This window comes from Mesorhizobium sp. CA16 (assembly GCF_020165175.1).
In the GTDB taxonomy this organism is placed as follows: Bacteria; Pseudomonadota; Alphaproteobacteria; order Rhizobiales; family Rhizobiaceae; genus Mesorhizobium.
This window is the reverse complement of the sequence record NZ_JAIUHP010000003.1, coordinates 82,688-96,194: the sequence shown is the minus strand read 5'-3', so window position 1 is coordinate 96,194 and position 13,507 is coordinate 82,688. Positions and strand designations below refer to the sequence as shown.

Here is a 13,507-nt window from a genome sequence, read left to right as displayed (position 1 = left end):
CGGATCGGCAAGTGGGGATCGGCCAGTGCCGGCGACAAGCTCGCCGGCCGGATAAGGTTTAACCTTGGCGGCCTTCCTGGGCGACCCGGGTGGGGGAGCTTGTGAGGCGCGGGACGACAACGAGACGCTTGATCTTGCCGTTTTTGTAGGCGGCAAGGAAGCGGTGATAGTCCTTGAAGACGACGCAGCCATTGGATTCCGCACGGCCGCCGCGCAGCATATAGGTGTGCGCAAGCAGGCCGTTGCGGCCGTATTTGTTGTTGCCGCTGGTCGGCGTGAGCCTGATTGCCTCGACCCCGTGAAAGCGCGACTCGCGCATCGACAGATTGTAGGTGTCGGGCGGCGTCGGGCCGACATTCTTGCGGTTGACGAAGCGCGGCTGGTCGACCATCGAGCCCAGCCCTGAATGCGCTTCCAGTTTCGAGCCGTCGGGCATGTAAACGGTCCTCGCCGAAATATCGTAGACGGCAACGCCATTGCCCGTCGTGGGTCCATTGAAAAGGTTGCGGAACGCGCTGCCGAGTCCGCCGCGCTCCGGCGTGTCCGGCTTGGCATAGGCGAGCATCTCGGACGCCTGCGCCTTGCGCTTGCCTGGCTTGGAGTCGGTCACGAGCGGTTTCGAGTCTGTCACGCCCGGCAGGGCCTGGTCGCCGTTCCTCGGCGAGACCGCCGTCGGCGCGCTTTGCGCGGTATCGGCAGCGGCCGGCCGCGGCTTGGCCTTGGCAACCGGCGGCTTCGGGGCTTCGGGCTTCTGCGTCCTGGCGGCGTTTTCTTCGGGTGCTTCGGTGGCGCGTTCGAGCGTGGCGCGCGGGCGAAGGCCGGGCACGGCAATGGTGTCGGGCAGATCATCCTGCGGCGGCAGCGAGGCGACCTGATACGTGCCGTCCTTGCCGTTGTCCGGTTTGGCGGCGACATCGGGCGCGTCGGCGTTTTCGAGCGCGACGGCGGTCGGAAGGTCGGCCGTGTCCTCCGGCGCTATGTTGGCAAGCGCCAGCGCCAAGTCGGAAGCGCCGGCGATTTCGGCCGGCCGCGAACCGAAGCGGGCTTCCGCCGGGGCTCCCGGCAGCGCGCCGCCGAAGCGGCTCGCCGTAGGCAGGCTGGCCAGCAGGAACGGCGCCTTCTCGGCGCGGGCAAAGGCATCGGCAAGCTTTTGCGGCGAAAGCGCGGCGCGCTTTACAACGCCGTCGAAGCGGTCGACGGCCCCGGCGGCCGAAGCCGCCACGACGTTTTCATGCGCGACGCTATCCGGCGCCGGCAGCTTGAGGCGCGCCGTCTTGCCGGCGTGGCCTTCTTTCTTCAATTTTTCAGGAGTTTGGCCGTCATGCCTGAAGCTTGTCGCGAGGCTGAAGCAGCCGGAGTCGCAGCCGCCGGTGAGCGAGCCTGCCTTGTAGCCGCCATTGACGGCAAGGTGCGGCGCCCAGGCGTTGGCGATCTGCCGGCGCTGGTCGCCAAGCGCGATGTTGCGCGGCGAAAGCAGGCCTTGCGGCAATCCGTTGGAAGCGGCGGTCAGCGAGGCGCTCACCGAATGGAGCCCCGCCAAGGTCGCGGCGGACCACAGCACGAGGGCGGCGCCGACAGCAGGCACCACGACCCAACGATGACCAGACTTTTGCGAAGTTACCCCCCCATGAGGAGCGTCACCCCGGTTCTTCAAACGCAAAAACGCCATACGACCACTCTCAATCGGCATGCCGGTTTGCGGACCTGGCACCCGTCACGATCACAGTTCGCTGGTGCCCCCTGCACCTTCACGCGTCTGTTGCCGATTGATTCAAAAGATGGACAAAGTTGGTTAACCAATCCCTCCACCAATCGCCGATTTGGCGACGGTCCATACGAAAAAAGAGCCCTCCATGATCTATGCCACGGTAAAAATGCTCTTCCTCACCCGCTTTGCTGCCCGTTTTTCCGGCCTCTGTCAAGAAAACGTGAAGGCTGGAACCGCAGCATCTCCAGCCGGCTAGAGGCCGATTGGGGTCAAAATGCGACGATCTGAAGAATTGCGGAACAAGCCAGTCGCAGAACCTTTGGACCAGGTTTTGGGGAGTGCCGGCGGCCGGCGCTGTCTCCTTGTTGCGGGGATCGCCCTAAACAGCCACCCGCTGACTGCAGCGACAAAGCCGAAACGTCAGCGCCGTTCGTCAGGGCTGTCGGCGACACCGACATGGTGGCGATAGACCATCTCCCAGCCCTTCCATCCGGTGAACAGAAGAATGAGGACCACGAGCAGGGACAGTATTAGACCGATCGGAATGACCGCAGCTTCGCCATGAACATAGCGCGAATACCAGTTGTAGAGCTCGATCAGGACGACAATCACATTGCCGCCGGCGTGAAGCCATGCATCCCGAAGATTGCGGACCTGGTCATCGCCCAGCACATCAGTCAGGCCGGCAACAGCGGCCAGGGCCGCCATGATCAGACCGGCCCCGAGAAGCCACAGCGAGCCTGTCACCCAACCGGGATTGCCCGTTCGCCAGAAGATCAGGTCGCAGACCAAGGTGGCGACGAAAAACGCGATGGGAAAGGGGATCAGCATCGGGTGGATCGGATGGCCGCCGATGCTTGCCGTGCTGCGCGGATAGTGGGTCATGGCGACGCCTCCAAGCTAGCTGGGCCGACTGACCCTGCCCAACGGAGCTGGCCAGCCGCGACAGAGAACATGAAACCCCGGCGGCGGTGGAATGTTCCATTGCGCGCCGCCGCTCGCAGCGCCGCGCCGACGCCTTTGCGCCGATGAACCGCGAAGCTCGGCTGTTTGTCGGCAGAAGCTTTTGGGTGCTCGGTTCGGTCCCCAATGTAGCCGACCGACGGTCCGGTCTTCATCAGCGAACGTCGATGACGACCATCAGACCGCCGCCGCCCTTCTCCTCGGCATTGTTATTCGTGGTGTGATGCGGGATGTGGCAGTGAATCAGCCACTTGCCCGGACGCCTCGCTGTCCAGACGACATCATATCGCTGGCCCGGGCCGACGTTGACCGTATCGGCAAGGAAACGTGCGGCGACGGGAATCGTCTCGCCGTCGCGGGCGACCACTTCGAACGGGCCGCCATGGATGTGCATCGGGTGTATGAAGCCGTTGTTGGTGCCGATGAAGCGGACCTTTAGCGTCTCGCCGACCTTCATATGGATCGTATCTGTCGACGGATAGGCTTTGCCGTTGATGGTGAAGAAGTTCGGTATGCCGCCGTCCATCGGCATCGATGGATAGGTCAGGCCTTCGCGGACCAGCCATTCCTGCAGCTCGATGATGTAATCGTGGTCGGCGGCGACCTCGTCGGCGGGATTGGCGGGATCGATGATCAGCGCGCCATAGAGGCCGAGTGCCTGGGTGCGGTCGGGCTTGGCGTGCGGATGATAGAAGTATGTGCCGTGCTGGGTGGCGGTAAACTCGTAGGAATAGGTCTGCCCGGGCTTGATCGGCGCCTGGGTGATCTCGGCTGGCCCGTCCATCTGATTGGGCAGGATCAGGCCATGCCAGTGCACCGTTGTTTCCTCCGGCAAGGCGTTGGTGACGTTGATGCGCACCCGGTCGCCCTGACGGATATGGATGCGCGGGCCCGGAATCTGACCGTTATAGGCATAGGCGTCGACCGTCACGTCCGGCAGGATGTGCCAGCGGATCACCGACGGCCTGAGATCGAACACCTTCACGCCGTTTTCCATGCGGAACGGCAGGTCTTGGTCGCCCTTCGCAGCCAGACCGTAAGACGCGCTCACCAGCCGAGGATCGGCCGCCGCCATGTCGCGCATTGTATCGGCCGGCGTGTCACGGTCCATGATCATGCCCTGAGGCATGATCACTCCGCCGACGTCGCGGGCCGAGAGCCTGAGATTCAGCCAATTCGCAGGCGCCGCCATGCCGATCGCCAGGGCCAGAGCGGAAACCGTACCGAGCGCCGCGATTTGCGGTGTGGTCGCGTCGGAGCGCATGTGATGGCCGGCGGCGCGCTGTTCGCCTGCCGGTTCGTGGCCCTGCCGGGCATGGCCGTGCCCGCTCGCTTCGGCCGGTTGCGGGCGCTCGGTCATCAGCCCGTGCTTGAGGCCGCGCGCGACCAGCCAGACATTGGCGGGATAGGCCAGCGTGAAGCCGGCGATGACGCCCAGCGACATCACGCCCCAGAACAGAAGTTCGGTGGGCTCCATGGCGCGCATGTCGCGGCCCATCATCAGGAAGCTCATGACCGGCGCCATGCCGGCCATCATGAAGTTCATGGAGATGAACTCGGGCAGGAAGCTCTTCTTCACATTTTCCCAATAGCTGCCGCCCATCATCGATTTCATGAACAGCGATTGGAAGATGAACAGGCCGAAGGCAAAGCCGGCGAGATATTCGACGATGAGGTCAAGCCACATCGGCAGGCCGAGCGTGGCGGTGACGACCGCGGCAAGGATGATCCCGGTGGCGTCGCCGGCGACACAGTGGATGGTCGAGCCGACGCCCTGCTTCCAAAGAGGCTTTGTGAAGGCCTCATGCTCGCCGGGGCGCGGTTCCTTGTCGGCCAGCACATAAAGCAGCAGGCCGAGCGGGCCCATATAGAGCGTCACCAGGATGAAGCCCCATTTCATCACCACCGGCTCGGGATTGTTGCGGTATTGGTCGAACCCGACATAGAGCGTCGAAGCGGCCGCGAGCACGAACCAGGCAACGAGGAAATAATCGATCGGTTGGATGAGCATGATGTGGCCTCTGCTCGATGAAACGGCTGGTTGCATCCCCGCGGATGAACGCGGCCGGGGGCCACTACGATCCATCTTGCGGAATTTGCAGCTCCAAGCCTTCGATCGAGCTTGACCTTCCAGCAACTGGAACCCTTAGCGTCGGCGGCGAGGCCTGCGGCGGGCTCTCAATCGAGATCGAGGAGCGAAAAATGCATCGACGCGGTTTTCTGGCGGCAAGCCTGGCGACGGTTCTGGCGAGCCCGCGCGCGCTGGCGCAGATGAAGATGGACGACATGTCGAACATGCCCGGTATGGACCATGCCGGCCATGACATGGGCGCGATGGGTCAAGGCCCCGTGGCGCTGCCCCAAAACCAGCCCTTGCGCGAATTGCCGCTGCTGGCGAATGAAGCGGCCGGGCCCGGCCTGTTTAAGGCGAGGCTGACAGCAGAGTCGGCCACGGCGCGCTTTGCCGCCGACCGGGACACGCCAATTCTTGCTTACAACGGGATCAGCCCAGGACCGCTGATCGAGACCCAGGAGGGCGACCGCGTCGAGATCACCTTCGCGAACCGGATCGAGGGCGAGCCAAGCACCATCCACTGGCATGGCATGCCGGTGCCGGCGGACCAAGATGGCAATCCGATGGACCCGGTGGCGGCGGGCGCCGACCGTGTCTACGCCTTCGAACTGCCCGAAGGCTCGGCCGGCTCCTACTGGTATCATCCGCATCCGCATGGTCGGACGGCCGAGCAGGTTTATCGCGGCCTTGCCGGTGCGTTCGTCGTCAAGGCCAAGGCCGATCCGATCCCGGCCGCCTATGGAGACACCACGCTCTTCCTAACCGACCTTCGCCTCGCCGCCGACGGTTCAATGCCCGAAAACACCATGACCGACATGATGAACGGCCGCGTCGGCGATCACGTGCTGGTCAACGGCCAGAAGAATCCGCGGCTCGCCGTGGCAATGGGCACGAAACGGCGCTTGCGGCTCTACAATGCCACCAATGCGCGCTTCCTGAGGCTTGCTTTCGTCAACGCGGCAATGACGCTGATCGGCAGCGACGGCGGCCTGCTTGAGGCGCCGGTGGCGGCCGACGAGATCCTGCTCAGCCCGGCCGAGCGCGTCGAGCTGGTCGTCGCTTTCGACAAGCCGGGGACAGCAATCCTCACCACGCTCGACTACGACCGCGGCTGGATGGGGCCGGGCCGGCCGGACGACAAGGGGCTCGCCCTGCTGACGGCCGACGTCTCGGACACGCAGGCCGAGCCGATGCCGCCGCTGCCCGAGCGGCTGCGGCCGATCGCGCGATTTGGCCAACCGACGGTTAGCCGCCGTCTCGTCTTCACCGAGACCATGGCGATGAAGCGCACCGGTATGGAGATGGGTTTTCTGATCAACGGCATGGCGTTCGACATGGGGCGCGTCGATATCGTCGCCAGAGCCGGTGACACCGAGCTCTGGGAGATCGTCAACCAGGCCGACATGGACCATCCTTTCCATCTCCACGGCACGCAGTTCCAGCTCATCGAGCGCGAGCGCGACGGCAAGGTCTCGAAGCCGCCCTATCTGGCGTGGAAGGACACGGTCAACGTGGCGCGCGGGGAGACGGTGCGGCTCGTCACGCGCCAGGAGCGGCCAGGGACGCGCATGTATCACTGCCACATCCTCGAGCATGAGCAGCTGGGTATGATGGGCGTCGTCGACGTGCAGGCATGAAGTCTGGCATCGTTTGCGCGGCGGCAATGCTGGCCCTCGCCGTGTTGCCGGTAGCCGCACCGTCGCTGGCTCGGGACCCGGACAACGCGATCGTTACGACGCGCCAGACCGCGATGAAGGAGATGGCGGCCGCAGCCAAGGCGATCGCCGAGATGTTCGACGGCAAGCGCGCCTATGGACGGGCGGCCTTCAAGGCAGCGGCGGGCACACTCAGCGCCCGCACCGGCGGTGCTCTGATTGCAGAATTCCCCCGGGGCACAGTTGGCGCGCCGTCGGCCGCCAAACCGGAGATCGACCAGGCCCGGCCGGAGTTCGAGGCGCTCGCCCGCCATATCGGCCGGCTTGCCAATGCGCTCGCCGCCAAGGCCGGGAACGCGCCCGCCGAGATTACTGCCGACATGCGAATGACGGGACCGCCCGTAGACGGCGGCAGCCTGCTTGGCAAGCGCCCGGGCCTCGCCGAGGCAGATCCGGCAAAAATGCCGGTGGAGCATCTCCTGCACCTCATTCTGCAGGACTGCACGAGCTGCCATTCGAAGTTCCGGCGGACAGTCGAATGAGGCCGGACGCGTTCAGTTGCAAGACCTGTGGCCAGGCGGCGAGGGGTTCGGCGGTAGTCGGCTTGCCCCAAAAGAAGTCACCCTTGCCGCACGCGGGGCGCCTCGGTGCGGCCCAGGACAGTCAACCCGATCTCACTGGCCCCGGAGCCGCGCGAAATCGTCGAGGATTGCTGGGCGCTCGCCCCAGCTTGGTCGGGCCTTGGTGCTCGCCAGTCATTCACTTGCTGCCTTGCTGTACTGCCCCGGGCACGATCAGAGCGCCCTGGTCAGGTCCCGAAAATTTGAAGCCGATAAAAAACAGGACGATGATGAGAACGCAGATTGCCAGCACCGTGACGAGGGTCCTTCTCGGGTTTTCGGCTGGCGGTCTGTCTTCCATGGCAATTCGCCTCGGACTCTAAACTCGGCGACAATGCCGGGGTTCCCAACGCCGCGCCGACCAACGGACTGGCCGAACCACGTCAGGACGCGGCTTTTAGCGGAATGTTCCTAACCAATACGGTGCGGGCCTGCGCTTCCGAATTCCCAGCATCATACTTGCGTCTGTGCTAATATATAACGATTACGCACTTTCGTGCGTAGCCAACATATTGGGAGGATGCGATGAAAACCATGAATCGCAGGTCTGCAATTGCTCTCAGCATGACGGCCGCCGCGGTCACGCCCTTTTTCACCCTGATGGCATCCGCAAAGACCAAGAAATACGGTCCGAAGGATGGCAAGGAGATAGCGCCCGGCATCAGAGTGGTTGAGGTAGGCACCGGCAATTCCGACATTCCCGCCTACAAGAGCATTTCAATTGTCGACGTTGTCTTCCAGCCCGGAGCGCACGCGCCCGCAATGGTGATGGACAACGACATGGTATGCACGATTACGTCGGGCGCTTTCACGATCAAGAAAAAGGACAAGGAATTCAAGCTCAAGGAAGGCGACATGTACACCTGTTCCAAGGGCAAGACCGACGAGGCGACGAATACAAGCAAGGAGGTGGGCGTGCATCGCATCGCCGTCTTGATACCTGCCTAGGAGGCCGGCATCCGGCCGGACTATCGGTTGCCACGCCAGTCCAGCCGAGGCTTGGGAAAATTCGCGCGGAAGACGATGCGCGAGGCGCGCCTTAGCCGAACCAGGGACCAACCTCGTCTTGCCGCTGAGTTGTGCGCCCAAGGTCAGTGCTTGCGAGACATTGCGGAGCGCCGCCTCCATCAAGGCGGCGCCGGCGGGGCCAAGGGCCAGCCGGGCGATGACCGCGGCGACATGGACGCATTGTGAACAATCCTCTCCAGGCCGCCGTAGCGTCTGCCGGCGGCTTGGCGCCGCCTCGCGATACTGAGAGAGGCGGCTCCGAGTCCGCCAGGGGCATCACAAAAATGACGCGCTCTCACCGCTATATGCTAGGCTGGATGCGCTAAAGCAGGGTTCATCATTATGGATGCCAGCGAATTGCAGGGCATAGGCGATACGCTGATGCGCGTCGTCACCCCCGATATGAAACCGAAAGACCTGCTCAAGGCGGTGCGAAAACTGCACCCGGACGCCAAGAAGAGGGATATTGCCCGCGCGGCCTTCCACGCCATTATCGCCAACGCCGACCAGGATCCCGGCAAGTCGCGCAACCTTCAGGCCTTCGCGCTTGCCGAGCGTACCCAGCAATCGGAATAAATTGCCGCGAATTGTAGTTTTGGGCTTGCCGGAAATTTAATAAGCAATCTCTAATTTAATGGCTCAGCCGGCAGCTGGAGCCCAATTCAAGGAAAAGTGTGTCACGGTTTTCCGTCCGGAATTACCCTAGCCCCAACCGGTAATGAGCCCATGACCAAGAACCTCGGCAATGCCAAACCCAGCGCTCCTGCCAAGGAGATGAACCCCTCGCTGTTCGGCAAGGCCGCGCCGGCATTGTTTCCGCTGCTCGTCGCGGCGCTTGGCTATCTCATCGGCCGGCATTTCTTCGGCTTTTGACGCGGCGGCGTTCGGCACACTATTCCAGTCGGTCCAAGCGCAATTGTCGTCTCGACCATCCTCCTTGCAGCTTTGGTCCTAGGGCCTAGGTCGTTCTTGTCCTTGGCCGGGCCCAAGCGCATGCTGGTGGCAGCCGGCGGCCTCGCAAACTCCGGTCAGGCCCGGCCGCCGAACCCAGTATCACCCCCCCAAAGGCTGCCGGGCCGCCGCCTGCGGCGAATTCTTCCGCGCTCGCCCACGGCCAACTGCCGCACTGCCTAAATCTGCAGTACCGCTCGGACACCTTCGAATTCCGTTACTGCATCGTCTCGCAGACCGAACGCCATGTCGAAGTCGAACTCGGCTGCACCTAGGCGCAAGGGCATGCCTTCGCCCGCCATGCTCGCTTTTATTCGTGAAACGTCGCAAATATGTCGAATAACGGCGGGTGCTCTTGCACTAAAGAATAATAAGCCACGCTTTTCGGCAATTCCAGGCGCGCTAGATTGTATTGTGGACAGGAGATAGGCAGTTCTTCGAATGAAGAGCAGGAGCTGTATATGGTAACAAGCGAGCCAGACAGTGTCCGCGTAAAAACCGTTAATGGCCAATGGATCGTGCGCGTCGTCGACGGCGGCAGGCTGAAGCAGCAAGTGTTCGACATTCACGCGCAGGCCGAGATCTTCGCCGAGGAGGAGCGGCTGCGACTGGGGCTGCCGGGCGAGCCGCCTGCCGAAGAGCCGGTCGGACCGCTCCCACACGGGCGGGCTCGTTGACGGGCGAGGGGTAGCCGGACCACGCCAATCGCTGAGGTCGGAACAGACCTATCCCTGGTGCTCGGCTCTGAGCCTCTCTTTCATCCGTTCAAGCGCCGGCGGACCGCCGGCCGCCAGATCGTTGGCGACCCGGGCCAACTTATCGTCGGCCTTGCGGTATTTGCTGCCCCAGGCGCCGAGCGTTGCCAGAACCGGCAAAAGGTCGATGCCGGCCTCGGTCAGCCGGTAGATCGCCTTCAGACCGTGGCTCGGGTCGTCGCTGCGGGTGAGGATGCCTTCGTCGACCAGCGTCTGCAGCCGCTCGGCCAGCGTGCGCGACGAGATGCCTTCGTCGGATTGCAGGAACTCGCGAAAGTGCCTTTTCCCGGCGAAGGCCAGGTCGCGAATGATGAGCAGCGTCCAGCGGTCGCCGAGCAGTTCGAGCGAGAGGCTGATCGGGCAGCCGGATCGTTCCTTGGTCGACATCAGTATGGTTCCATTTTTAAATCACTTTACTATTGACATCGTTCTTGCCTTGCGTCAAATGGTTCCAGAAGTAAATCATTTGACGAGAGGAGATCGATATGAACCGGCAAGTCAATCGTACGATGGTGGTCGTCGGCGCAACCAGCGAAGTGGGCGCCGAGGTCTCGGCCAGACTGACCGGCGCAGGGCACAAGGTGCGCGGCATCGCCCGTAGCCTCGGCGTCGCACTCGACGATCAGGCGGCGCTCGACGCTGCCTTCTCGGGTGCCGACAGCGCTTACGTGATGATCCCCTTCGATGTCACCGCGCCCGATCTGCATCACTTTGAGGACGAGGTCGGCGCACGGCTGGCATCCTCCATCGCGAAGGCGGGCCTGCGCCGGATCGTGCTGCTCAGCGGCCTCAATGCCCATCTCAGAATGGGTACCTCGCTTGGCGCCGCGCTGATGGAAAAGCGGCTTGCCGCGCTGGGCCTGGAGGAACTCGTCTATCTGCGCGCCTCCTTCTTCATGGAGAATTTCATCAAGGGCATGGGCTTCGTCGAGCAGGCGGCGTCCGGCGTCTTCGCCTCGCCCTTCCGCGGCGACCTGCCTATGCCGCTGATTGCCGCCAAGGACGTTGGCGAACGCGCCGCCGCTCTATTGAATGCCGAACACTTTCCGATCCAGCGTGTTGTCGAATTGCACGGCGGCGGCTCCTACACGTTCGAACAGGCCACCGAGATCCTGGGCAGGGCGATCGGCAAGGAGGTCGCCTACCATGAAGTGCCGTTCGCCGATGCGCGGGCCGGTATGGTCGCCAATGGCATATCGGCGAGTTTTGCCGATGCGCTGGGCGAGACGGCGGCAAGCTTCAACAGAGGCGAGCGCTGGGCGCTGGAAGCACCCTCAGCCGAAAATGCCACCCCGACCAGCTTCGAAGCCTGGGCGCAGGCTTTCGCCCGCTCGCCCGCCGCGGCGCGAGTCGTCACAGGCAGCAATTCCTGACCAGGGAGACCGGACATGAGAAAGCTCATCCTGCAGATGCAGATATCGGTCGACGGTTTTGTCGGCGCCGACGAGGACCGTCGCTGGCAACTCTGGGAGTGGGGCGACGACAGCGCCTGGGACGAGGAGCTTAAACGGGACTTCAACGCCGTTTTCACGACCATCGATACCATCCTGTTGAGCCGCAAGATGGCTGAGGAAGGCTATCTGACCCATTGGGGCAACGCGGCGAGGAAATATCCGAAGGACCGCTTCTTTGCCTTCGCCCAGCGCATCGTCGAGGCCGAAAAGGTGGTGGCGAGCGATAAGCTCGGGGCCTCGCGCTGGGAACGAACGCGGGTCGTAAGCGGCGACTTGCTGCGTGAGGTCAACGCGCTGAAGCAAGGCGAGGGCGGCGACATCGCCGTGTTCGGCGGCGCCGGCTTCGCCTCGGCGCTGATCGCCGCCGGCCTTGTCGACGAGTTCCAGCTCTTCATCAATCCGGCCGTTCTGGGCAGCGGCCGCCGCATCTTCGACAAGGGCGGCTTTGGCAGGCTGAGGCTCCTCGGCTCCAGGCCCTATGCCAGCGGCATGGTGGTGAGCCGCTACGCGCCGGCGAGGTGAGAAGGCAATCGATGGGAGATCGCTCTGCCTGAATCAATCTGGCAGCGGCTTCCTAACTACCTGTCTGGCCTGCCTTTCTCGGATGGCTTGGCAACCGCCCCCGCTGACCAGCCGCAGCTGCACGCCTGGCGTGATGGACCGCTGCCAAGCGGCGCGGCCGTTACCCACGGCGGCAAACCAGCGGGCTTCGCACGATGTCAGGCCGATAAGCACCCGGCCGGCATATTCGGCCGGCGCGCCATTGGCCGCATCGAGCACCGTCCAGCTGCTGCCAGGCGGCTCCTGCACCGGGACGAACCTCATCGGAGACTCCATCTGTGAAGAGATGGGCAATATAGCAGGCGCGACTTGGCGTTCCTATGACGTGGTTCACATTGGCACACATTTACGGTGGATAGCGCCGCTGCGGCTGCAAGCCACCAATCTCCTTGGCTGCTTGCCCTACTGCCCCGCTTGGTCGGCGTCGGTCAGCGTGCCGAGGAAGGCGACGATGTCGTCGATCTCGGCATCGGTCAGCGCCGGCTTGTCGCCGGGCTTTTTGCCGTTGAAGGGCGGGTCCGTGTTGAGGTTTCCCCAGTAAGCCTTTGGCAGATCGTCGAATTTGTCGACCGTTCCGTCCGCCTTCTTCGGATACCAGCGCCCAGGATCCGTATCGCGGCTGGCGTAGAAGGCGACCGCGTCGCGCAGCGTGTGGAAATAGCCGTTGTGGAAGAAGCTTTTCCGCAAGGCAACGTTGCGCAGCGTCGGTGTCTTGAACAGGCCGCAATATTCGACGCGGTCCTTGAGATCGGTGCGCAGCGGACCGCACAGGCCGAGATCGACATAATTGGGATCGGCATTGGCGGGGATCGCCGGGTTGCGCGGCACGGCAATCGCGATCAGGCCGTAATCGGTGAATTGCGGCGGCTCGCCGTCATTGGCCGGTTCGCTGAGATGACAGCTCGCGCAATTGCCCTTCGCTGCGTCCTCGAACAGCATGCGACCGCGCAATTCCTGCGCGGAAAGCTGCGCCTTGCCGGCGAGGAAGGCGTCGTAGCGGCTGGAATAGGGATAGAAATCGGCGCTGCTCTGCTCGAAGGTGCCGAGCGCTTCCACAGCGGCGTCGAAGGCGTCTTGCGGATGGTCGAAGACATCGGCGCCGAAGGCCGCCTTGAAGGCGCCGGCATAAGGCGCGTTGCGCAGGCTGGCGACCACCTGGGCCGCGTCCTTATTGCCCATCTCGAAGGACGACAGCAGCGGGATTCTTGCCTGGTCCTTGCCGTGGTCGGCGCGGCCGTCCCAGGTCAGCCCCCCGGTCGGGCCACTGTCGACGCTTTCGTCGCCTTCGTCCTCGGAGTCGTAGAAGTGCTCGGTGAAGGCGGGCGCCGCCTGCAGGTAGCGCAGTGACGGCACGGCGCGAACGCCGGGCTGGTCAAGATTGGCTCCGCCCATTTCGACCGGTGCCGCCGAGGCCGGCCCGAAAGCGTGGTTGGGATCATGGCAGGAGGAGCAGGCCTGCTTGCCCGAGGCCGAGAGCGACGGATCAAAGAACATCTGTCGCCCCAGCGCCGTCAGCGCCTCTGCGCGGGCGAAGGCTTCCTGCCGCGTCATCGGGCCGGGATGGACACCGGATGGCTCCTCGGTGTTGGCGGGCGCGGTGGAGGCGACGATCGTGGCCGCTGCAATGGCGATCGCGTGATTTTTCCGACGTCCCATCGTCTTCGGCGATATCCCTGATTTCTTCGCCCGGTTTCTTTGGCGGCGTAAGGATCGAGTGCAACGGATTGATGACCGGTCTTCTCGCTCACGAAACCGTGT

The 13,507-nt window shown here is 63.5% G+C and carries 15 protein-coding genes; 8 read left to right on the top strand and 7 right to left on the bottom strand.

What is annotated here, in order from left to right; all coding sequences use genetic code 11:
• Positions 1 to 58: 58 nt before the first annotated feature.
• The 3 genes from LB525_RS06320 to LB525_RS06310 form a co-directional block, all read right to left on the bottom strand.
• Positions 59 to 1,585: a tlde1 domain-containing protein gene (locus LB525_RS06320; protein ID WP_224543996.1), complete on the bottom strand. Its 1,527-nt coding sequence runs from the start codon at positions 1,583 to 1,585 to the stop codon at positions 59 to 61.
• 543 nt (positions 1,586 to 2,128) lie between these two features.
• Positions 2,129 to 2,593, bottom strand: coding sequence for a DUF2231 domain-containing protein (locus LB525_RS06315; protein ID WP_224543995.1), 465 nt, complete (start codon positions 2,591 to 2,593; stop codon positions 2,129 to 2,131).
• Positions 2,594 to 2,825: 232 nt separating this feature from the next.
• A complete protein-coding gene (locus LB525_RS06310; RefSeq protein ID WP_224543994.1) occupies positions 2,826 to 4,682 on the bottom strand; it encodes a DUF4396 domain-containing protein in 1,857 nt (618 codons plus the stop codon).
• 191 nt (positions 4,683 to 4,873) lie between these two features.
• Between LB525_RS06310 and LB525_RS06305 the strand changes: the two genes are divergently transcribed.
• The gene (locus tag LB525_RS06305) at positions 4,874 to 6,382 is read left to right on the top strand and encodes a multicopper oxidase family protein (RefSeq protein WP_224543993.1); all 1,509 of its coding nucleotides are present in this window, start codon (positions 4,874 to 4,876) and stop codon (positions 6,380 to 6,382) included.
• 26 nt (positions 6,383 to 6,408) lie between these two features.
• A complete protein-coding gene (locus LB525_RS06300; RefSeq protein WP_224543992.1) occupies positions 6,409 to 6,942 on the top strand; it encodes a cytochrome c in 534 nt (177 codons plus the stop codon).
• A 217-nt stretch (positions 6,943 to 7,159) separates the two neighbouring features.
• On the opposite strand, the gene LB525_RS06295 is transcribed toward LB525_RS06300, so the two are convergent.
• Positions 7,160 to 7,321 carry a hypothetical protein gene (locus tag LB525_RS06295; RefSeq protein WP_224524829.1) on the bottom strand — a complete coding sequence of 54 codons (162 nt, stop codon included), beginning with the start codon at positions 7,319 to 7,321 and terminating at the stop codon, positions 7,160 to 7,162.
• A gap of 224 nt (positions 7,322 to 7,545) precedes the next feature.
• On the opposite strand from LB525_RS06295, the gene LB525_RS06290 reads away from it, so the two are divergent.
• The 4 genes from LB525_RS06290 to LB525_RS06275 all read left to right on the top strand — a co-directional run bounded on the left by LB525_RS06290 (position 7,546) and on the right by LB525_RS06275 (position 9,656).
• Positions 7,546 to 7,968, top strand: a complete 423-nt coding sequence (locus LB525_RS06290) for a hypothetical protein (protein ID WP_224543991.1) — start codon at positions 7,546 to 7,548, stop codon at positions 7,966 to 7,968.
• A 402-nt stretch (positions 7,969 to 8,370) separates the two neighbouring features.
• Positions 8,371 to 8,604: a hypothetical protein gene (locus LB525_RS06285; RefSeq protein WP_224543990.1), complete on the top strand. Its 234-nt coding sequence runs from the start codon at positions 8,371 to 8,373 to the stop codon at positions 8,602 to 8,604.
• 150 nt (positions 8,605 to 8,754) lie between these two features.
• The gene (locus tag LB525_RS06280) at positions 8,755 to 8,901 is read left to right on the top strand and encodes a hypothetical protein (protein ID WP_095767122.1); all 147 of its coding nucleotides are present in this window, start codon (positions 8,755 to 8,757) and stop codon (positions 8,899 to 8,901) included.
• A gap of 539 nt (positions 8,902 to 9,440) precedes the next feature.
• Positions 9,441 to 9,656, top strand: a complete 216-nt coding sequence (locus LB525_RS06275; protein WP_141245335.1) for a hypothetical protein — start codon at positions 9,441 to 9,443, stop codon at positions 9,654 to 9,656.
• 48 nt (positions 9,657 to 9,704) lie between these two features.
• On the opposite strand, the gene LB525_RS06270 is transcribed toward LB525_RS06275, so the two are convergent.
• Positions 9,705 to 10,121, bottom strand: coding sequence for a winged helix-turn-helix transcriptional regulator (locus LB525_RS06270; protein WP_095767125.1), 417 nt, complete (start codon positions 10,119 to 10,121; stop codon positions 9,705 to 9,707).
• Between the two features lie 98 nt (positions 10,122 to 10,219).
• Here LB525_RS06270 and LB525_RS06265 point away from each other — a divergent pair, with 98 nt between their 5' ends.
• Both LB525_RS06265 and LB525_RS06260 read left to right on the top strand, forming a co-directional pair.
• Positions 10,220 to 11,107, top strand: a complete 888-nt coding sequence (locus LB525_RS06265) for an NmrA family NAD(P)-binding protein (RefSeq protein ID WP_224543989.1) — start codon at positions 10,220 to 10,222, stop codon at positions 11,105 to 11,107.
• Positions 11,108 to 11,122: 15 nt separating this feature from the next.
• Positions 11,123 to 11,710 (top strand): dihydrofolate reductase family protein, encoded by a 588-nt coding sequence (locus tag LB525_RS06260; protein WP_224543988.1) that lies wholly within the window; start codon positions 11,123 to 11,125, stop codon positions 11,708 to 11,710.
• Positions 11,711 to 11,743: 33 nt separating this feature from the next.
• Here LB525_RS06260 and LB525_RS06255 read toward each other — a convergent pair whose 3' ends face one another.
• Positions 11,744 to 12,013, bottom strand: coding sequence for a hypothetical protein (locus LB525_RS06255; RefSeq protein ID WP_224543987.1), 270 nt, complete (start codon positions 12,011 to 12,013; stop codon positions 11,744 to 11,746).
• A 138-nt stretch (positions 12,014 to 12,151) separates the two neighbouring features.
• Positions 12,152 to 13,405: a cytochrome-c peroxidase gene (locus LB525_RS06250; protein WP_224543986.1), complete on the bottom strand. Its 1,254-nt coding sequence runs from the start codon at positions 13,403 to 13,405 to the stop codon at positions 12,152 to 12,154.
• Positions 13,406 to 13,507 lie beyond the last annotated feature (102 nt).